General features: G+C 60.8%; 13 protein-coding genes and 2 pseudogenes. 7 read left to right on the forward strand and 8 right to left on the reverse strand.

The annotated features are described in order from the left end of the window. Nucleotides 1-202 precede the first annotated feature (202 nt). Nucleotides 203-973, forward strand: coding sequence for a ParA family protein (locus OK411_RS03265; protein WP_024011296.1), 771 nt, complete (start codon nucleotides 203-205; stop codon nucleotides 971-973). Between the two features lie 129 nt (nucleotides 974-1,102). Here the strand turns inward: OK411_RS03265 and trxC are convergent, their stop codons facing one another. Next, nucleotides 1,103-1,537, reverse strand: a complete 435-nt coding sequence (trxC, locus tag OK411_RS03270; RefSeq protein WP_024011297.1) for a thioredoxin TrxC — start codon at nucleotides 1,535-1,537, stop codon at nucleotides 1,103-1,105. 193 nt (nucleotides 1,538-1,730) lie between these two features. On the opposite strand from trxC, the gene OK411_RS03275 reads away from it, so the two are divergent. Together OK411_RS03275 and OK411_RS03280 are read left to right on the forward strand one after the other, a co-directional pair. Continuing rightward, nucleotides 1,731-2,027, forward strand: a complete 297-nt coding sequence (locus OK411_RS03275; protein WP_024011298.1) for a type II toxin-antitoxin system HigB family toxin — start codon at nucleotides 1,731-1,733, stop codon at nucleotides 2,025-2,027. Continuing rightward, complete coding sequence (locus OK411_RS03280; RefSeq protein ID WP_024011299.1) at nucleotides 2,024-2,425, forward strand: helix-turn-helix domain-containing protein; 402 nt, start codon at nucleotides 2,024-2,026, stop codon at nucleotides 2,423-2,425. The genes OK411_RS03275 and OK411_RS03280 overlap by 4 nt, the downstream gene beginning before the upstream one ends. 6 nt (nucleotides 2,426-2,431) lie before the next feature. Here the strand turns inward: OK411_RS03280 and selO are convergent, their stop codons facing one another. From selO to OK411_RS27085, 5 genes and pseudogenes are all read right to left on the reverse strand, one after another. Continuing rightward, complete coding sequence (gene selO / locus OK411_RS03285; protein WP_264364408.1) at nucleotides 2,432-3,895, reverse strand: protein adenylyltransferase SelO; 1,464 nt, start codon at nucleotides 3,893-3,895, stop codon at nucleotides 2,432-2,434. A 48-nt stretch (nucleotides 3,896-3,943) separates the two neighbouring features. Next, complete coding sequence (mscK, locus tag OK411_RS03290; RefSeq protein WP_264364409.1) at nucleotides 3,944-7,297, reverse strand: mechanosensitive channel MscK; 3,354 nt, start codon at nucleotides 7,295-7,297, stop codon at nucleotides 3,944-3,946. A gap of 34 nt (nucleotides 7,298-7,331) precedes the next feature. Beyond that, the gene (locus OK411_RS03295; protein WP_024011302.1) at nucleotides 7,332-9,074 is read right to left on the reverse strand and encodes a potassium/proton antiporter; all 1,743 of its coding nucleotides are present in this window, start codon (nucleotides 9,072-9,074) and stop codon (nucleotides 7,332-7,334) included. Between the two features lie 292 nt (nucleotides 9,075-9,366). Beyond that, the gene (locus OK411_RS27080) at nucleotides 9,367-10,239 is read right to left on the reverse strand and encodes a methyl-accepting chemotaxis protein (protein ID WP_413694494.1); all 873 of its coding nucleotides are present in this window, start codon (nucleotides 10,237-10,239) and stop codon (nucleotides 9,367-9,369) included. 30 nt (nucleotides 10,240-10,269) lie between these two features. After that, nucleotides 10,270-10,992, reverse strand: a pseudogene (locus tag OK411_RS27085) (MCP four helix bundle domain-containing protein); the annotation flags it as partial. Between the two features lie 277 nt (nucleotides 10,993-11,269). Between OK411_RS27085 and OK411_RS03305 the strand changes: the two are divergent. From OK411_RS03305 to OK411_RS27095, 4 genes and pseudogenes are all read left to right on the forward strand, one after another. Then, a complete protein-coding gene (locus tag OK411_RS03305; RefSeq protein ID WP_016772015.1) occupies nucleotides 11,270-11,500 on the forward strand; it encodes a hypothetical protein in 231 nt (76 codons plus the stop codon). Further along, nucleotides 11,497-11,799 (forward strand): cell division protein ZapA, encoded by a 303-nt coding sequence (locus OK411_RS03310; RefSeq protein ID WP_039756738.1) that lies wholly within the window; start codon nucleotides 11,497-11,499, stop codon nucleotides 11,797-11,799. Before OK411_RS03305 ends, OK411_RS03310 begins: the two co-directional genes overlap by 4 nt. 144 nt (nucleotides 11,800-11,943) lie before the next feature. After that, a pseudogene (locus tag OK411_RS27090) lies at nucleotides 11,944-12,969 on the forward strand (cache domain-containing protein); the annotation flags it as partial. A gap of 135 nt (nucleotides 12,970-13,104) precedes the next feature. Continuing rightward, nucleotides 13,105-13,836 carry a methyl-accepting chemotaxis protein gene (locus OK411_RS27095; RefSeq protein WP_413694496.1) on the forward strand — a complete coding sequence of 244 codons (732 nt, stop codon included), beginning with the start codon at nucleotides 13,105-13,107 and terminating at the stop codon, nucleotides 13,834-13,836. Between the two features lie 143 nt (nucleotides 13,837-13,979). Here the strand turns inward: OK411_RS27095 and OK411_RS03320 are convergent, their stop codons facing one another. Further along, entirely contained in the window at nucleotides 13,980-15,782 is a 1,803-nt protein-coding gene (locus OK411_RS03320; RefSeq protein WP_264364412.1) for an acyl-CoA dehydrogenase, read from the reverse strand. 260 nt (nucleotides 15,783-16,042) lie between these two features. Beyond that, the gene (putA, locus tag OK411_RS03325) at nucleotides 16,043-19,996 is read right to left on the reverse strand and encodes a trifunctional transcriptional regulator/proline dehydrogenase/L-glutamate gamma-semialdehyde dehydrogenase (RefSeq protein WP_264364413.1); all 3,954 of its coding nucleotides are present in this window, start codon (nucleotides 19,994-19,996) and stop codon (nucleotides 16,043-16,045) included. Between the last annotated feature and the right edge of the window lie 172 nt (nucleotides 19,997-20,168).

The following is a 20,168-nucleotide window of genomic DNA, read 5'->3' on the forward strand; positions in this document are numbered from 1 at the left end:
GGTTCGCTGCATGGCTATCACTTGGCCATTATCCAGATTTGACGCGGCGTGTCTGTCAGGTGTCTCTGGGATGGCTGGCGGTTTTTTCCATGCCTGGGCGTCGATTTTTACACCGGACGACGTAGTCCATGTCCGTGAAGGTAGCGAAGCGCGGTCACCGCCAACTACACTCGGTCATTCTTTGATACACGGAGGTTTGGTCATGCGGCGCGTGGTGTTCAATCAGAAAGGTGGCGTGGGCAAATCCAGCATCGCCTGCAATCTGGCGGCGGTCAGCGCCAGCGAGGGTTATCGCACGTTGTTGGTCGACCTCGATGCCCAGGCCAATTCCACTCAGTATCTGACCGGGCTCACCGGTGACGATATCCCGATGGGCATCGCCGATTTCTTCAAACAGACGCTGTCGTCCGGGCCGTTCTCGAAAAAGAATCAGGCGGACATCTACGAAACCCCGTTCGATAACCTGCACATCATTACTGCCACCGCCGAGCTGGCCGACCTGCAGCCCAAGCTCGAGGCGAAACACAAGATCAACAAGCTGCGCAAGTTGCTCGACGAATTGTCCGAGGACTACGACCGAATCTATCTCGACACCCCGCCTGCGTTGAATTTCTACGCGGTATCGGCGCTGATTGCTGCGGATCGGGTATTGATCCCCTTTGACTGCGACAGCTTTTCACGTCAGGCGCTGTACGGCCTGATCGCCGAGATCGAAGAGTTGAAGGATGACCACAACGAAGGGTTGGAAGTCGAAGGCATTGTGGTCAATCAGTTTCAGGCGCGGGCCAGCCTGCCACAGCAGATGCTCGATGAGCTGATTGCCGAAGGCTTGCCGGTATTGCCGGTGTACCTGAGCAGTTCGGTGCGTATGCGCGAGTCGCACCAGGCCAGCATGCCGCTGATCCACCTCGATCCACGGCACAAGCTGACCCAGCAGTTTGTGGAACTGCACAATCTGCTGGAAGACCACTGATTCCCCACTCACACGCAAATCCTGTGGGAGCGAGCCTGCTCGCGAAGAGGCCGGCACATTCAACATCGGCGCTGAATGATCGACCGCCTTCGCGAGCAGGCTCGCTCCCACAGGGTGGTCTGTGTTGGGTCAGATGCCTTGGCTACGCAGCCACGCCATCAACTGCGGCAATGGCAACGCACCGCTCTGTCGCGCCACTTCCCTGCCGTTTTTAAACAGAATCAGACTCGGAATCGAGCGAATCCCCAACTGCGCCGACAACTGCTGGTTCGCCTCGCTGTCGAGCTTGGCCAGCCGGCACTTGCCTGCCAGCTGCGCCGCAGCCTGTTCGAACACCGGCGCGAACGACTTGCACGGCCCGCACCAGTCCGCCCAGACATCCACCAGTAACGGCAGATCGCCCTTTATCTGACTGGCGTAATCGCCTTGTTTGAGTTCGAAGGGTTTGCTCAACAGCACCGCAGACTTGCAGCGCCCGCATTTGGGCTGGTCAGCCAGGCGCTCGGCGGGGATGCGGTTGAGGCCGTTGCAGGTGGGGCAGGGGATGAGGAGTGGGGTGGTCATGAGCGGAATCCAAAAGAGAGCTGATGACAGGTAGGTGGAGATGTTTGCTCATATTTTCAATCGTGCACCATTCGAGGTTAGACCTAGGCTGAGATTTACCGGACGCACCGTCGGTCTGTCTGCTTCTATCGCACATTGCGATAATCGCGCCCTTCGATTAATTTCCCATAGCAGAATGCGATAAGGATGTTGCATGCATGTGTTTAGCGAAAAACCCATCAGAGAGGCCAAGGAAAAATGGCCACAATCCGCGAGCGCACTGGCGCAGTGGTTTCGACTGGCAAAGAGAAGCTGTCCCAAGGACTTCTCGGCGATGAAATCGATATTTCCTGCGATCGACAAGGTGGGCCAGTTTCATGTCTTTGACCTGGGCGGCAACAAGCTGCGACTGATAGCTTTCGTCAGTTATCGATCGCAGAGGTTGTACATAAAATATGTTCTGGATCATCGCGAATATGATCGGGGCAAATGGAAGGAAGGGAAGATATGAGCATTTTGATCAAGACAGTGGCCGAGCACTGGGAATATGTCGCTCCGCTGGTTCGAAAGCCGAAGAGCGAAGAGGATTATGACGCCTTGGTGCGGGCGGTCGATGAGATACTCGAACTAACCGGGGAAGATGAGTCGCATCCATTGATGAGCCTTTTGGACATCATCGGTGACTGGATCGAGGAATGGGATCGCACCCATCATCCGATGGCTGAAGCGAGCGGTGAAGAAGTGCTCGGCTATATGATGCGCGAACACGGCCTCACTCAGAGCGACCTTCCTGGCGTGGGTACTCAATCCGTCGTGTCAGAAATTTTGAGCGGGAAACGAAAGCTCAACCTGCGCCAGATCCGCTGGCTCGCTGAACGTTTCAATGTACCGATCGAAGTGTTTATCTGAGTCGACTCACGACGAACAACTGATCTCCAAATGCTTTCCCCACTCCGGCGGTCGCTCGGCGTAACTTTCCATTCCCGGCTGCTCATCGAACGGTCTGCTCAGCACCGCATGCAGTCGGCGTACCTCGGCATAATCCCCTTGTTCCGCCGCATCAATAGCCTGTTGCGCCAGATAATTGCGCAGGATGTACAGCGGATTGACGGCATGCATCCGTGCGCGGCGTTGTGCCTGATCGGCATTGCCGTCGCGGCCGACCCGGGCGACGTAGCGTTCGCCCCATGCATCGAAACCTTTGATATCGACAAAATCGTCGCGCAGGCGGGCGATGGCCTGTTCGGCTGACTCTTCACCGAGGCGGCGGAAGAACAGCGTGTAGTCGACGCCGCTGTTCTGCATCAGTTGCAGCAGGTTTTCCAGCAGTTGCTGATCGTCGTCCTCGGCGGTGGTGAAGCCGAAGCGGCGGCGCATCAGGTCGAGGTAGTGCGCCTGGAACAGCGGCAGGTACAAGCCGAGGGTTTCGCGCAGGGCCTCGACGCTGATGAACGGCGTCAGTGCCTGGGCGAGCGCGCTGAGGTTCCACTGGCCCACCGGCACCTGATTGCTGAACGAGTAGCGGCCCTGATCATCGGAGTGATTGCAGATGAAATTTGCGTCGAAATCGTCGAGGAAGGCGAACGGGCCGAAGTCGAAGGTGATGCCGAGGATCGACATGTTGTCGGTATTCATTACGCCGTGGCAGAAGCCATAAGCCTGCCACTTGGCGATCAGCTCGGCGTTGCGTTCGACGATTTCGCGAAACATCGCCAGATACGGTTCCGGTTGCTCCAGGCATTCGGGGAAGTGCATCGCCAGCACATGCTCGCCAAGCTGTTTCTGCTGCTCGGGGCGCTTGGTGTAGTAGAAGTATTCGAAATGGCCGAAGCGGATATGGCTCGGCGCCAGACGCAGCACCATCGCCGCGCGTTCCTGCTTTTCCCGCCAGACCGGCGTGTCGGAGCCAATCACACAGGCGGCCCGCGAAGACGGGATGTTCAGCGCAAACAGCGCCTCGGAAGCGAGAAACTCGCGAATAGATGAGCGCAGCACCGCGCGGCCATCGCCCATGCGCGAAAAGGGCGTTTGCCCGGCGCCCTTGAGGTGCAGGTCCCAGTGCTCACCAGCATTGTTGTACACCTCGCCCAGCAGCAGGCCGCGCCCGTCACCCAGTTGCGGGGTATAGCCGCCGAACTGATGGCCGGAATACACCATCGCCCGTGGCTCGGCGTCGGCCCACAGCTTGTGGCCGCCGAACAGCTGCGCGAATTCTTCGGTGTCGGCGCTGGCCGTATCGAGATCAAGCAAGGCCAGAGCGGCCGGGCTGGCGACCACCAGACGCGGATTGTCGATCGGCTCGGGCAGCACGTGCGCGGAGAACGCGTCGCCCAGGCGGGCGAAGCGGTTGTCGAAAGTCAGTTCGTCGAGGGCTTTCACGGGCCGGCTCCAGCAGAATGTCCGAGCATTCTGCTGGGACCATGTCGGTTAGTCGAGTTTGCTCGGTGGCGGTTCCGGCAACGGTTTCTGCCCGTCGACGATCGGCACGATGGTTTTGTTCTCGGGTTCCACAGGCACCATCTTGTATTCCTGGCCGTGCAGGTTCTTCAGGTAAACCTCCATCTGCCGGAACGAGATGTTGATGTGCTGCTTCTTGAACTCGCGATTGATGAAGCGGTTGACCTCATCCAGCACCGGGTTGCGGTCACCGAGATCGCGCACATGCATGCGCAGTTCGTGGTCGAGGGTGCTTTCGCCGAAGTTGAGGAAGTACACGTGTGGCTCCGGTTCTTTGAGCACACGCGGGTTCTCCCGGGCCGCTTTGAGCAGCAGTTCCTTGACCAGATCCAGATCCGAGCCGTAGTCGACGCCCAGTTTCAACGTGACGCGGGTGATGGTGTCGGTCAGCGACCAGTTGATCAGTTGCCCGGTGATGAACGTCTTGTTCGGGACAATGATGTCCTTGCGGTCAAAGTCGGTGATGGTGGTGGCGCGGATGCGGATCTTGCTCACCGTGCCCGACAGGTTGCCGATGGTGATGGTGTCACCGATCCGCACCGGGCGTTCGAAGAGGATCATGATGCCGGAGATGAAGTTGGCGAAGATCTCCTGCATACCGAAACCGAGGCCTACCGACAGCGCCGCCACCAGCCACTGCAACTTGTCCCAGCTGACGCCGAGGGTCGACAGGGTGGTGACGAAACCAACGCCGGCAATCACGTAGGACAGCAGCGTGGTTGTCGCATAAGCGCTGCCCTGTGCCAGATTGAGTTTGGACAGCACGAACACTTCGAGCAGGCCGGGCAAGTTGCGCGCCAGCGCGAAGGTGATGCCGATGATGATCAGCGCGCCGAGCATGTCGCCGATGCTGATCGGCACCATGCTCATGTTGGCGCCGGTGCCGCTGGTGTATTCGTAGAGGGTGATGTTGTCCAGATACGAGAACACCGAAATCAGGTCCGACCAGACCCAGTACAGCGCCGCAATGAAGCCGCCGAGCAGGGCCAGGCGGATCAGGCGCAGGGACTGCTCGTTGACCTTTTCAATGTCCAGCGTCGGCTCTTCGATCACCGCTTCGCCGTCGCCGGCCTCTTTTGCCGCCTGCCGTTTGGCCAGTGCGCGCTGATAAGCCAGACGCCGCGCGGCAACGCTCAAGCCACGCACGAAGGTCGCCTCGATCACCAGCCAGAACATCAGCAGGTACAGGGTGTTGATCAAGCGGTCGCTGAGTTTCAGCGCGGTGTAGTAGTAGCCGAAGCACACCGCGACAAACAGGGCGATCGGCAGCAGGGTGAACATCACCCCGACGGCTTTGCGGAACAGCGAAGCGTTCTGGTGCGTCGGGCTGCTGATCAGCAGGCGACTGAGCAGCCACGCCATCAAGGCGTAGCAGGTCAGCACCACCGGCATGCCGAGCACGTCATCGGCCAGCGCCGCCGGTTGCAGCTCGGCGACGGCTACCACGGCGACCAGCGCCATTACTACCAGGCCGAGTCGACGCACCCAGCCCTGAAGGAACTCGACCTGCGGTTTTTCCCAGCGGAAGTGCAATTCCGCCACGCCACCCGGCGCAAGAATCCGGTATGCGGTGTAGAACACCAGCCAGGCCTGGCCCATCTGCAACAGCGCCGCGCCCATGTTGGCGTTCTGCCCGCGCGCGTCGATCTGCAGGGCCAGGCCGCACAGCGCCAGACCCAGCGCCACCGGCATCGCCAGCAGGATGTTGATCAGAATCGCCTGCGGCGTGTGCCACTGGCTGTCGCGCTTGAAGTGGCCGATGTCCTGGTGAACCTTGTTGAGTCGTCCGTACAGGGCCTTGCGGCGCCACAACAGGGCGCCGATCAGCAGCGCCAGTGGCAGGAACAGCAATGGCCGCTGGGTCAGGCCGTCAGCCAGTTCGCTCAGGCTCGACGCCCACGGCAGGGTGTTGAACTGCCGCTCCAGGCGCTCGGGCACACCGCGCATCCATTCCACATCCAGCGGTTTGTTGCTGGGGATCCAGAACATCTGTTCGTCGAGGGTCGCGCGCAGGCTTTGCGCGGTGCTCAGCAATTGTTTCTGGTTAAGCTGCAGGGTGATCGATTCGTTGAGCATCGCGCTCAACTCGCGGTTCAGCCGCTCGAGCAGATCAGCGCGGGTGTTGGCCAGATCGAGCAGGCTCTTGCGCAGTTGCGGGGTGACCTGCTCCGGCGGCTGCGTGGCCAGCAAATTGTCGACGTAGGTCGCCGGATTGCTCAGTAGCTCCCGCTGTTGGCTGACATCGAACTGATACAGGCGAATATCGGCAATCTGGTCGGCGAGGTCGCGGTCGACCTTCAAGTGCGGCAGCGCCTGCTTCTGTTTGTAGAGGATTTTCGACAGCAGCAGGCTGCCCTTGAGCACGTTGATTTGCTCGTCCAGCGCCGAATCGCTCTGGGTCAGGGTGTCGAGTTGCTGTTTGGTCTGCAGGTTCTGCTGCGTGACTTCGTTGAGACGGTCGGTGCTCTTGAGCAAATAGTCGGAAAGCTTGAGGTTGGTCGCGCTCTCGCTCGCCAGCAAGCTGCTGCCGCCGGCCTTCTGCGCTTCGATCGATTGCTGGGTAACGGTTTCCTGCGACTGCGCCAGACGCTTCTGGTTGATCAGGGTTTGCAGTTCCTGGATCTCGCGGTCGAGGCGGTCGGATTTCTCCGAAAGCAAGTCGTGCTGGGCATTGCCGAGATCCTGCAACTGGGTGTTGCCGGCCAGTTCCTGGCGGCGCAGCGGAATCAGCGCATTGAGTGCGGCCAGTTCGGCGTTCAACTGGTCGCGCTGTTCGGCGGTGACCGTTTTGCCGGTGTCCTTGCCGGATTTGAGGATGGTGTTGATCTGCTGGATGCGCGTCTGGCTGGCGGAAATCTCCGCCTGAGCGCGCTCGGGGCGAGTCTGCGCGGTGATGATCAGGCTGTTGGCTTCGGCCAGGGCTTTTTGCAGATCGCTCTGCTGGGTCGAGCGATCGGTAAGGATCTGCTCCAGTTGCTGGATCGACTCCTTCGGAAAACGCTGCGCGACCGGCACCGGTGCGGTGGCCTTTAGGCGGCTGAGTTCGCGGGTGTTTTCAATCGTCTGCTTCGGCGCGTTGGCCAGCTGACGCTTGAGATCGATCAGCTTCTGCTCGTAATCACGCTGGTTGTTCAGTTGATTGAGGGTGTTCTGCAGGATGGTCTGCAGGGTCTTCTTGTCGGCGTCCGGCAGTTTGCTGTCGGCCAGCTTGTCGAGGCTGGCCTGCACGGCATCGCTGGACGGTGGTTCGGCAGCATGCAGCGGGCCGACGACGAGACTGAGGCCCAGCAGGGCCGCGGCGAAAAAGGAGCGCAGGGTAGGCATAGAGACCGGTCAAGCAAGTGAGAGTGGGAGCAGTTTAGAGGAAGAGTCCGGGGCCCGGGCGACTTCCTTCGGGGAATCTGACGCCCACTTTGCCGATCTTGTTCCCGTCCATGACCGCCACCGTCCAGTGGGTGTTGTTCCACTCCACCTGGTCGCCGACGATGGGAGCACCCCCGACTTTTTGCGCAATGAACGCACCCAGGGTCATGTCCGGATCGATGCCTTCGGCCGGCAAGCCATACAGCGCTGCAACCGCTTTAAGCTGGGCGTCTCCTTCGAGCACGAAGTCGCCGAAGAAACGCAGATCGAGGCCGCGTTGCGGTGCCTGGCTGAACAGTTTGCCGAGGGCCGGCAAGTTGTGTTCATGGCCAATAACACACAGCAAATCATCGACTTCCAGCACCGTACTACCCGACGGATGGAGCAGTTGCTGGCCACGAAACAGCGCCGCGATGCGTGTGCCTTCGGGCATTTTCAGCTCACGCAGGGGCGAACCGATGCACCATTTCTCCGCGCCGAGCTTGTAAACGAACAGCTCCCACTCGCTGGTGACGTGCACTTCCAGTGCCGCCCGGGAAATCGGCGCGGGCTCTGGCGGAACGGTCACCTTGAGCAATTTGGCCACCCACGGCAGGCTCGTGCCCTGCACCAGCAGTGACACCAACACGATGAAGAACGCCAGATTGAAGTAGAGCTGCGCTTGCGGCAGCCCGGCCATCAGCGGGAACACTGCGAGAATGATCGGCACCGCGCCGCGCAGGCCGACCCAGGAAATAAAGGCTTTTTCCCGACCGTGGAAGGCCTTGAACGGCAGCAGGCCGACCATCACCGACAGCGGCCGCGCGAACAGAATCATCCACAGCGCCAGACCGAGGGCGGGCAGGGCGATCGGCAGCAGATCGTGGGGCGTGACCAGCAGGCCCAGCACCAGGAACATGCCGATCTGCGCCAGCCAGGCCATGCCGTCGAGCATGTGCAGAATGCCGTGGCGGCTGCGCACCGGGCGGTTGCCGATCACCAGGCCGCACAGGTAGACGGCGAGGAAGCCGCTACCATGCAAGGCGTTGGTCAGCGCGAACACCACCAGACCGCCAGCAATGATGAGGATCGGATAGAGCCCGGCGGCGAGATTGATGCGGTTGACCAGTTGCAGCATCACCCAGCCGCCGCCCAGACCGATCACGCCACCGATGCCGAACTCGCGGATCAGGTGGGTCAGCAGGCTCCAGTGCAGGCCGGTTTCGCCGCTGGCGAGCATGTCGATCAGGGTCACGGTGAGAAACACCGCCATCGGGTCGTTGCTGCCGGATTCGATTTCCAGACTGGCGCTGACCCGTTCGTTGAGGCCTTTACCGCCGAGCAACGAGAACACCGCAGCGGCGTCGGTCGAGCCGACGATGGCGCCGATCAGCAGGCCCTGAATCAGATTGAGGTCGAACAGCCACGCTGCGGCCATGCCGGTCAGCCCAGTGGTGATCAACACCCCGACCGTGGCCAGCGACAGCGCCGGCCATAACGCCACGCGGAAACTCGATACCCGCGTACGCAAGCCGCCGTCGAGCAGGATCACTGCCAGAGCGAGGTTGCCGACCAGATAGGCCGTCGGGTAGTTATCGAAAATGATCCCGCCACCATCGACCCCGGCGGCCATGCCGACCGCGAGAATGATGACCAGAATCGGAATGCCGAGACGTGAAGAAAGAGAACTGACAAGAATGCTTGCGCCTACCAGCAACGCGCCGATCAAGAACAGGCTGTTGATGGTCGTCGCATTCAAAGGCAGTACTCCAGAAGCGTAAAGACGAGGCACAAACTGACCATGCAGTCTGCGTGCCAGCGATTCTAACCTGTTGAAATGTGATGCTGTCAAAAAGCTTTTCTGCAGAATCACCCTGAAAATGCGGCGAGTGATGACTGTGGCGAGGGGATTCATCCCCGTTCGGCGGCGCAGCCGTCGTAAAACCGCTGTACGCGGATCCTTAAAGGGAACCGCATACGCTGTTTTTGGGGCGGCTTCGCCACCCAACGGGGATAAATCCCCTCACCACAGGGGAAGCTCCAGCGAGGTGTTACAGGCTGAACCGCCCAACCATGTTGTTCAAACCCAGCGCCAAGCGCGACAGCTCATTGCTCGCTGCGCTGGTCTGATTCGCGCCGGTCGCCGATTGCACCGACAGATCGCGGATGTTGACCAGATTGCGATCGACTTCCCGCGCCACCTGCGCCTGCTCTTCGGCTGCGCTGGCGATGACCAGGTTGCGCTCGTTGATTTCGACGATGGCGCTGTTGATCGTGTCCAGCGACATCCCGGCGCCACGGGCAATATTCAAGGTCGATTCGGCGCGCTCGGTGCTGTTGCGCATCGAATCCACGGCGTGTTCGGTGCCGCTCTGGATGCTGCCGATCATCCGTTCGATCTCGCTGGTCGACTGCTGGGTGCGATGGGCCAGGGCGCGCACTTCGTCCGCCACCACGGCAAAACCACGACCGGCCTCACCGGCACGGGCCGCTTCGATTGCTGCGTTCAATGCCAGCAGGTTGGTCTGATCGGCGAGGCCACGAATCACGTCGAGCACCTTGCCGATGTCGCGGGATTCATTGGCCAGGTCGCCGATCAGCGACGCGGTGCTCTGCACGTCGGCGCTCATGCGTTCGATGGCGCTGACGGTTTCCTGCACCAGATCACGGCCGTCGCCCGCCGAAGTGGTGGCGTTTTTCGAGGCTTCCGAAGTGCTGACCGCGTTGCGCGCGACTTCTTCGACGGCGCTGGTCATCTCATTGACCGCAGTGGCGGCCTGCTCGATTTCGTTGTTCTGCTGGGTCAGGCCGCGAGCACTTTCATCGGTGACGCTGTTCAGCTCTTCTGCGGCAGACGCAAGCTGTGTGGCCGAACCGGAGATGCGCTGCAGGGTATCGCGCAGCTTCGATTGCATCTTCGCCATCGCCGCCAGCAAGCGCCCGGCTTCATCTTCGCCATCGACATGGATCGGCTGGGTCAGGTTGCCTTCGGCGATGGTTTCCGCCGCCTCCAGTGCCTTGGAAATCGGCTTGGTAATGCTCACGGTCAGCAACCAGGCGAACAGCAGGGTCAGGCCGCTGGCGATCACCAGCAAGGTCACCACCAGGTTGAACGACAGCGAATACTGATCCTTCGCGCCCTGATCAGTCTCGGCAATCTGCTGGGTGTTGATCTCCAGCAAGCGCGCCAGCGCGGTGTTCACCGCTTCCGAATTGTTCAGCAAATCGCTGTTGAGCATTTGCCGCAGTTCGTCGATCTGATTGTTGCGCGAGAAGGTTTTCATGCGCTCTTCGAGCTGACGGTACTGCGCCAGCAGCTGCACGTACTGCTCGTACGCCGCGCGCTCCTCGGGGCTGGAGATCAGCGGCTCATAGGCGCGTTGCGCATCCGCGATCTGGCGGTTGCGCATGTCGAACAGTTCGATGGTTTTCTGCTGCACGTCGGGTTCGCGGTTGATCAGCAGGCGGTAAGAGAGCACGCGCAGGCGCAGGGTCAGTTGGGTGAATTCGTCCAGAGCCTTGATCGACGGCACGCTGGCGGTAGCGATGTCTTCGCCGGCCGCGCGGATCTTGCTCATCTGGTTCAGCGCAAACACGCCGAGGATCAACATCAGGCCGCCGATCAGGGCGAAGCCGGTGAACGCCCGTGGGGCGATATTCATATTGCGAAGGGACATGGGCGGATACCGAAAAGGGCCGCATCCATGCGGGCTGAGACTGCTGTATGGGTGACTTATCGGTCATACGACTAAAGTCTTGAGGTGGTGTGCGTATTTGTCGCAGACAGGCTTGAGCGACGAAGTGCAGGAACCAGATCGACCAATCACAGTCTTTTAAACTCGCGAGAACGCTTGCCCGCCAGGAAAATCAAGGCCTTGCGCCGGTTTAACCCTGGCATCCGTGGTGACTTTTCTTTATCGTACGCGCCCTTTGAAAAACGCTTGGAAGATCAAAATGTTGGAAGCATCCCTCAGCCAATTGGAACAGCTCGTCAGCGACCTGGTGCAACAGAACCAGACCCTGCTGCAGACCAACCAGACCCTGTCCACGGAACTGGCCCAGGCCAAGGATGAAAACGAAAACCTGCAACTGAACCTGATGGAGCAGGAAGAAAAACACGGCGCCACCGCCGCGCGCATTCAGGCGCTGGTTGATCGCGTCAATGCCGGTCCTGTCAGCGCATGAACCACGGCACAGCAGGGGTAAAAGTCATCTCCATTCTCGGCGAGGACTATTCGATCAAGGCACCGGCCGGGGAAGAACAGACCCTGCTGGACGCGGCGATGATGCTCAAGGCAGCGCTGGAAGACACCAAGCGCAAATACCCGACGCTGATCGGCGACCGTTTGCTGGTGCTCGCGGCGATGAATCTGTGCTCGCAGCAGATCGAAATGAAAAAGCAGCACAAAGAAGAACTCGAGCGTTATCAAGAGCAAGTCAGCGCCACGGTCGAGACGATTGCCAAGACCATCAGTCAGGGCTGATGAAGTTGCGCACAACCAAGGAATAGATTGTCGGTTGGGATGTATACAATCGGCACGGCTGTTGCAGTGTTTCGGCCACTTATTCCTTGGGGGTGCTCCATGCAGTGGTGGCGACGCAGTATTCAGTGGCAGTTGATTCTCGGCATGGGCGCGGCCCTGCTGATCAGCATCGTGATTGTGGTTGGCATTTATACCCTGGTGGTCAACCGCCTCGCCCAGAGCTACCTGGTCGAGCAAGCGCTGCCGTCGAGTATCGAAGCGACGCGCAACGATATCGAACGCATCCTCGTACAACCGCTCACCGCCGCCAAGGACATCGCCAGCAACACCATGGTGCGTGACTGGCTGGCGACAGGCGAGGACAGCAGCAAAACTGCGCTCTTCGCGCAGTATCTGGAAGGCATCCGCGCCGAACACAAGGCCTTCACTGCGCTGATCATCGGCACCGAATCCAATCACTACATCACCGAAAAAGGCCTGGACCGCACCCTCAGTCGCGCCAAACCGGCCGACGCCTGGTTCTATTCCTTTCTCGACAGCAATCAGCCGCGTACCCTCAATATCGACAACGACGGCGCGACAGGCGAGCTGGCCCTGTTCATCGATTTGAAGGTCGAGCAGGCCGGCAAAGTCGTCGGTGTCGCCGGGCTTGGGCTGAGCATGAAAGAGCTGTCGGAGCTGATCCACAATTTCAGTTTCGGTGAACGCGGCAAGGTTTATCTGGTGCGTTCCGACGGTTTGATTCAGGTCCATCCTGAGGCGCAGTTCAGCGGTAAACGCACCTTGACCGAGCAGATCGGTGCCAATGCGGCGCAAGCGCTGATGGGGCACAAGGTGGCGGTCAACAGTAGCTTCCAGCGCGAGGGTGAAGACTTCCTCGCCTTCAGCCTGCCGCTGCGCGATCTCGGCTGGACGCTGGTGGCCGAAGTGCCGCAGTCGCAGATCTACGCTGAAGCACGGAAAGCGATGTGGATGAGTGGCGGCATCGGTCTGGTGGTGGCGTTGGTCTGCCTGGCGTTGGTGGTGTGGCTGGCCCAGGGGCTGGTGCGACCGATTCGACAAGTAACACGGGCGCTGGTGGCCATCGGTAGCGGTGGTGGAGATTTGACTCACCGGTTAGATTCCAGCCGTGCCGATGAGCTGGGCGACCTCGCGCGCGGCTTCAACCGTTTCCTCGACAGCCAGCGCGCAATGATCGGTGAAGTGCTGACCACCAGCGAGCGCTTGCGCACGGCCGTAGGGCAAGTGGCGACGGTGGTGGACAACACCGCCGAGCGTTCCGGCCGGCAGCAGGAAATGACCGACATGGTAGCCACCGCCGTCCACGAAATGGGCCTGACCGTGCAGGAAATCGCGCAGAACGCCGGCAACGCCGCGCTTGCCTCGCAAACCGCGCGCGATGAGGCGTTGCAGGCACGGGAAGTGGTCGGTGGCTCGATCCGTCATATCGAAAGCATGTCCAATGAGATCGGCGTGGCGGCAGGGGCGGTGGGTGAGCTGGCGCAGCAAGTGGCGTCGATCGATTCGGTGCTGGCGGTGATTCGTGGCGTTTCCGAACAGACCAATCTGCTCGCGCTCAACGCCGCCATCGAAGCCGCCCGAGCTGGCGACATGGGCCGTGGCTTCGCGGTGGTCGCCGATGAAGTGCGCACCCTCGCGCGCCGAACCCAGGCCTCGACCGACGAGATTCAACTGATGATCGGCAGCCTCAAACAAGGCGCGGAAAACGCCGTGTCTTCGATGCGCACCGGTCAGGCCGCGACCGGCACCGGGGTTGAATCGAGCCAGCGTACCGGCGCGTCGCTGACGGCGATCACCGGCCAGGTCGAGCGCATCAGCGATATGAACCATCAGGTGGCGACGGCAACCGAAGAGCAATCGGCGGTGACTGAGGAGATCAACCACAACGTGCAGGGGATTTCCGATCTGGCGCGCGCGACGGCGGGGGAGGTTCGTGCGTGTCGTGAGGATTGTCAGATGTTGCAGCGGCTGGCGGATGATCTGGCGCGGCAGATGGGTGGGTTCAAGTTGAGTTGAAGCTGTATCGCTTGGGCTGACGCCTTCGCGAGCAGGCTCGCTCCCACATTGGATTCGGCATGTTCACGCATCCTGTGAACACCACGTGTCCTGTGGGAGCGAGCCTGCTCGCGAATGGTTTCAGTCGCAAAACAACTTGCAGATCAGAACCACTCCTCCCGCATCCCCAGACACGTATCATCCCGCGCCTCCAGCAAGTCCAGCTCATGCTGGCAACCCGGCACTTCCCATGTCAGGAAATACCGCGCCGCCTGCAACTTGCCCTTATAGAAGTCGACATCCGCCGAATTGCCTTTGGCCAGGCCTTCCTCGGCGCGGATCGCCTGCTCCAGCCAGCGCCAGCCGATCACTGCGTGACCGAACACTTTCAGGTACAGCGCCGAGTTCGCCAGGCTGCTGTTGACCTTGCCTTGGGCCAGATCGGTGAGCAGGCCGATGGTCACGGTTTGCAAGCGGGCCACGAGTTTTTCCAGCGGTTCGCGCAGGGTGGTCAACGAATCGTATGCAGTGGCACGTTCGGCCGTGTTGGCGATCAATCGAATCAGCTGCTTGAGACCGGCGCCACCGTTCTGCGCCAGTTTGCGCCCGAGCAAATCCAGCGACTGGATGCCGTGGGTGCCTTCGTGGATCGGGTTCAGGCGGTTGTCGCGGTAGTACTGCTCCACCGGATATTCACGGGTGTAGCCGTGGCCGCCAAGAATCTGGATCGCCAGTTCGTTGGCTTTGAGGCAGAACTCCGAAGGCCAGGATTTGACGATCGGCGTCAGCAGGTCCAACAGCTCATGAGCCTGTTTGCGTTCGGCTTCGGTTTCCAGCGTGGTGGTGTCATCGAACAAACGCGCGGCATACAGGCCGAGGTCAAACGCACCTTCGACGTAGGATTTCTGCGTCAGCAGCATGCGTCTGACGTCCGCGTGCTGAATGATCGCCACCGGCGCCGTGGTCGGATCCTTGCTGTCCGGCACCCGGCCCTGCGGCCGCTCACGCGCATATTCCAGCGAATACAGGTAACCGGCATAGCCGAGCATGACCGCGCCCATACCGACGCCGATCCGCGCTTCGTTCATCATCTGGAACATGTAGCTCAAGCCATGGTGTGGCTTGCCTACCAGATATCCGACGCACTCGCCGTTATCGCCGAAGTTCAGCGCCGTTGATGTGGTGCCGCGCCAGCCCATCTTGTGGAACAAGCCGGCGAGCAGCACGTCGTTGCGCTGGCCGAGGCTGCCGTCGTCGTTGACCAGAAACTTCGGCACGATAAACAGCGAAATACCTTTCACCCCCGGCGGGGCGTCGGGCAGTTTGGCGAGCACCATGTGCACGATGTTTTCCGACAGCGGATGATCGCCGCCGGAAATGAAAATCTTGTTGCCCTTCAGGCGATAGGTGCCGTCGGATGCAGGTTCGGCGCGGGTACGAATGTCCGACAGTGACGAACCGGCATGCGGCTCGGTCAGGGCCATGGTGCCGAAGAAACGTCCGTCGATCATAGGTTGCAGGAAGCGCTGTTTCTGCTTTTCGCTGCCAAAGCTCTCGATCAGGTTGGCCGCGCCCATAGTCAGGAACGGGTATGAGGTCGACGCTGCGTTGGCGGACTGAAAGTGCGCGAAGCAGGCTTGCGACAGCAGGGTCGGTAATTGCATGCCGCCCGCTTCAAAACTGCGTGCGGCGTTGAGGAAGCCGGCCTCGAGAAAGGCATCCACCGCCGGTTTCACTTCGGGAATCAGAATGGCCTGGCCATCTTCATAGCGCGGCTCGTTTTCATCGCCCTTGCGGTTGTGCGGGGCGAAATACTTTTCGGCGATGTTGCGCGCGGTGCCGATGGCGGCGTCGAAGGTCTCGCGATTGTGCTCGGCAAAGCGCTCGCGCCGGGTCAGGCCCTCGGCATCGAGGACTTCGTACAGCTCGAAAGCCAGATTGCGGGAACTGAGCAGCGTCTCGGACATGGCGGCCTACCTGGAAATTGGGGTTGGGCCGAGTCTAGGCGTGCTGATAAAGACTGAACAGGATGATTGATAAGCGTGATGTTGGAGCCGCGCGCGGACTTAACAGGCGCCGAAAACAACTGTGGGAGCTGGCTTGCCAGCGATGGCGGCAGTTCAGTCAACATTGATGGTTGACTGAAAAATCGCTATCGCTGGCAAGCCAGCTCCCACAGGGATTGTTGCTATGCCGGACACCTATGCAGGTGCCCGGTTTATCGGGTTTAACCGATCGTCATCAAGCTGGCATTACCCCCCGCCGCAGCGGTGTTGACGCTCAATGCCCGTTCGATCACCAGACGCTCCAGCGCAATGTTGGTCTCGCCCTGGGACAGGCCCTGAACGCCAACGATTGCACCGCCACGCTGGGCGATCTGCTGGCAGACGCCGCGCAACTGGTCGGAGTGGCCGTGATGCAGCACGGCATCGAACACCACTTCGTCCTTGTTCCAGTCGGCAACGCGCTTGATCCGCGCCTGCACTTCCTTCGGCAGGCGGGCGAATAGCGCCTTGGTCAGTTCGGTTTCCGGCCACACCGCCGAACCGCCCACCGCCAGCACCGCCGCCAGTTGCGTCAGCAGATCACCTTCAACTTCCGCCAGGCACAGCACGTGTTCGCGCGGCAGGATCGCGTAGCTGTTTTTCTCGCCGGTCGGGCCAGCCAGCACCCGGGTGATGCCGCTCTGCGATTGCGCAGCGTACTGAACGCACAGGGTGCTCAGGTCAGCGAACTTGTTGTTGTCGGCCCAGGCTTTCAGGGCGTTCAACGATTGGCTCATGGCATCGCGCAAACGCACGTCCGGGGCGCTGATGGCGTCACCGCGAGCGAAGGATTGCTCGATTGCGTCGCTAGGGCGCGTCGACAGCAGGCGGTACAGATACAGCGGGCCGCCGGCTTTCGGGCCAGTACCCGAGAGGCCTTCGCCGCCGAATGGCTGCACGCCGACCACGGCACCGACGATGTTGCGGTTGACGTAGACGTTACCGGCGTTGACGTTGTCGATCACCTTGGCGATGGTCTCGTCGATGCGCGTGTGCACGCCCAGCGTCAGGCCGTAACCGGAGGCGTTGATCTGGCCGATCAGTTGGTCCAGCTCCTTGCGCTTGTAGCGCACCACGTGCAGTACCGGGCCGAAGATTTCGCGTTGCAGTTCGTCGAAGCTTTCCAATTCGATCAGGGTCGGCATGACGAAGGTGCCGCGCTTGACCTCTTCGCTGTCGGCAATCGCCACCTGGTAAACATTGCGACCTTTGTCGCGCATGCCCTGGATGTGCTTGTCGATGCCGGCCTTGGCTTCGGCGTCGATCACCGGGCCGATGTCCACGGACAGACGCTCGGGGTTGCCGAGACGGCTTTCGGCCATGGCACCTTTGAGCATTTCGATGACGCGATCGGCGGAATCTTCCTGCAGGCACAGCACGCGCAGTGCCGAGCAACGCTGACCGGCGCTGTCGAAGGCCGACGACACCACGTCGATTACCACTTGTTCAGTCAAAGCCGAGGAATCGACGATCATCGCGTTCTGGCCACCGGTTTCGGCGATCAGCGGAATCGGACGGCCCTGGCTGTCGAGACGGCCAGCGATATTGCGTTGCAGCAAGCGCGCGACTTCGGTGGAACCGGTGAACATCACGCCTTTGACGCGTTCGTCACCGACCAGACCGGCGCCGACGGTTTCACCTCGGCCCGGCAGCAGTTGCAGCACGCCTTCCGGGATGCCGGCTTCGAGCATCAGGCGCACGGCTTGAGCGGCGACCAGCGGAGTCTGCTCAGCCGGTTTGGCCAGTACCGGGTTACCGGCGGCCAATGCCGCAGCGACCTGGCCGCTGAAGATCGCCAGCGGGAAGTTCCACGGGCTGATGCACACCACCGGACCGAGTGGGCGGTGGGCGTCGTTGCTGAAATCGTTGCGCGCCTGCACTGCGTAATAACGCAGGAAGTCGACCGCTTCGCGGACTTCGGCGATGGCGTTGGCGTAGGTCTTGCCGGCTTCGCGAGCCAACAGGCCCATCAGCGGCTGGATCTCGCCTTCCATCAAGTCAGCGGCACGTTCCAGGATCGCAGCACGTTCGGCCGGCGGGGTGGCCTGCCAGATCGGCGCGGCGTTCAGCGCGCATTGAATGGCGTTGTCGACGTCTTCGACGGCAGCTTCTTGAACGTGACCGACCACATCGCGGTGATCGGACGGGTTCAGAACGGCAACCGGCGTTTCGTTGCTGGAGGCGCAACCGAGCATCGGCGCGGCTTTCCAGTCGTTGTGTGCAGTGGCGAGCAAAGCGCAGGACAGCGAGGCCAGACGATGTTCGTTAGCCATGTCGATGCCGCTGGAGTTGGCGCGCTCGGCACCGTACAGATCACGCGGCAGCGGAATGCGCGGGTGCGGCAGGCCGAAACCGCCTTCCACGGTGGCCATCTGCTCGATTTGCGCCACCGGATCGGCCACCAGTTCCTGAATCGAAATCGACTGGTCGGCGATGCGGTTGACGAACGAAGTGTTCGCGCCGTTTTCCAGCAAGCGACGTACGAGGTAAGCCAGCAGGGTTTCGTGAGTGCCGACCGGTGCGTACACGCGGCACGGACGGTTCAGCTTGCCCTCTGAAACCTTGCCTACAACCTGTTCGTAGAGCGGTTCGCCCATGCCGTGCAGGCACTGGAACTCGTACTGGCCCGGGTAATAGTTCTGACCGGCGATGTGGTAGATCGCCGACAGGGTGTGGGCGTTGTGCGTAGCGAATTGCGGGTAGATGACTTCCGGTACCGACAGCAGTTTGCGTGCGCAAGCAATGTAGGAAACGTCGGTGTACACCTTGCGGGTGTAGACCGGATAGCCTTCCAGACCCTCGACCTGGGCGCGCTTGATTTCGCTGTCCCAGTACGCACCTTTCACCAGGCGGATCATCAGGCGATGACGGCTGCGGCGAGCCAGATCGATCACGTAATCGATCACGTACGGGCAACGCTTCTGGTAAGCCTGGATAACGAAACCGATACCGTTCCAGCCAGTCAGCTGCGGCTCAAAGCACAGGCGCTCAAGCAGGTCCAGCGACAGCTCGAGGCGGTCGGCTTCTTCGGCGTCGATGTTCAGGCCGATGTCGTATTGCTTGGCCAGCAGGGTCAGCGACAGCAGGCGCGGGTACAGCTCGTCCATCACCCGCTCGTACTGCGCACGGCTGTAACGCGGGTGCAGCGCCGAGAGCTTGATGGAAATGCCCGGGCCTTCATAAATCCCACGGCCGTGGGACGCTTTGCCGATCGAATGGATCGCCTGTTCGTACGACGCCAGATATTTCTGCGCGTCGACTTCGGTGAGTGCCGCTTCACCGAGCATGTCGTAGGAATAGCGGAAGCCCTTGGCTTCGAACTTGCTCGCATTGGCCAGTGCTTCGGCGATGGTTTCACCGGTAACGAACTGCTCGCCCATCAGGCGCATGGCCATGTCGACGCCCTTGCGGATCATCGGCTCGCCGCTCTTGCCGATGATGCGGCTCAGCGACGAGGTCAGGCCGGCTTCGTTGTGGGTGGAGACCAGTTTGCCAGTCAGCAGCAGACCCCAGGTCGCAGCGTTGACGAACAGCGAAGGGCTGTTGCCCAGGTGCGGATGCCAGTTGCCGGTGCTGATCTTGTCGCGGATCAGCGCATCGCGGGTGCCTTTGTCCGGGATGCGCAGCAGCGCTTCGGCCAGGCACATCAGCGCCACGCCTTCCTGGGACGACAGGGAGAATTCCTGCAACAGACCCTGAACAATGCCCGCACGACCGCCGGCACTTTTCTGGTTACGCAGTTTTTCGGCGATGGTCGCGGCGAGTTTGTTGGTGGCTTCGGCCATTGGGGCTGGCAGGCGCGCCTGCTCGATCAGCATCGGCACCACTTCCGGCTCAGGGCGGCGGTAGGCAGCGGTGATCGAAGCACGCAGAACCGATTGCGGCAGGATGCTTTCAGCGAATTCGAGGAAGCATTGGTGAGCGTGATCGGTCTGCACTTCGCCTGCGTCATCGGCGTCTTTGGCGGTCAAACCGTTCAACTCGGTCAGGGTTGCACCACCCTCGAGTTTTTCCAGGTAATTGAAAATTGCCTGCTTGATCAGCCAGTGCGGCGTGCGATCAATCGAGGTTGCGGCAGCCTTCAGGCGCTCGCGGGTCGGGTCATCGAGTTTGACCCCAAGGGTGGTGGTAGCCATATTTTTATCCTCATGGTTGCCACAGTTGCGTGGCATCAGCTGGCCGCAAGATTAGCCGTGCGTTGAATGAGGTGCAACCGGGTGCAACCCTTTTTTTGCCGGAATAATACGCAGCTCGTCAGGAAATAATTTCTGGTACGAAAGTGCTGCTCCTGCTTGGTGCTTTTGCTTC

The sequence above is a fragment of the Pseudomonas sp. RG1 genome, assembly GCF_025910115.1.
Taxonomy (GTDB): domain Bacteria; phylum Pseudomonadota; class Gammaproteobacteria; order Pseudomonadales; family Pseudomonadaceae; genus Aquipseudomonas; species Aquipseudomonas atacamensis.

Coding starts and splice junctions, on each gene's coding strand:
- OK411_RS03320 (WP_264364412.1), bottom strand. CDS start 15,782: ATGTCCGAGACGCTGCTCAGTTCCCGCAATCTGGCTTTCGAGCTGTAC.
- OK411_RS03310 (WP_039756738.1), top strand. CDS start 11,497: ATGAACCACGGCACAGCAGGGGTAAAAGTCATCTCCATTCTCGGCGAG.
- trxC (WP_024011297.1), bottom strand. CDS start 1,537: ATGACCACCCCACTCCTCATCCCCTGCCCCACCTGCAACGGCCTCAAC.
- putA (WP_264364413.1), bottom strand. CDS start 19,996: ATGGCTACCACCACCCTTGGGGTCAAACTCGATGACCCGACCCGCGAG.
- OK411_RS03275 (WP_024011298.1), top strand. CDS start 1,731: ATGCATGTGTTTAGCGAAAAACCCATCAGAGAGGCCAAGGAAAAATGG.
- OK411_RS03305 (WP_016772015.1), top strand. CDS start 11,270: ATGTTGGAAGCATCCCTCAGCCAATTGGAACAGCTCGTCAGCGACCTG.
- mscK (WP_264364409.1), bottom strand. CDS start 7,297: ATGCCTACCCTGCGCTCCTTTTTCGCCGCGGCCCTGCTGGGCCTCAGT.
- OK411_RS27080 (WP_413694494.1), bottom strand. CDS start 10,239: ATGGCGAAGATGCAATCGAAGCTGCGCGATACCCTGCAGCGCATCTCC.
- OK411_RS03280 (WP_024011299.1), top strand. CDS start 2,024: ATGAGCATTTTGATCAAGACAGTGGCCGAGCACTGGGAATATGTCGCT.
- OK411_RS27095 (WP_413694496.1), top strand. CDS start 13,105: ATGGTAGCCACCGCCGTCCACGAAATGGGCCTGACCGTGCAGGAAATC.
- OK411_RS03265 (WP_024011296.1), top strand. CDS start 203: ATGCGGCGCGTGGTGTTCAATCAGAAAGGTGGCGTGGGCAAATCCAGC.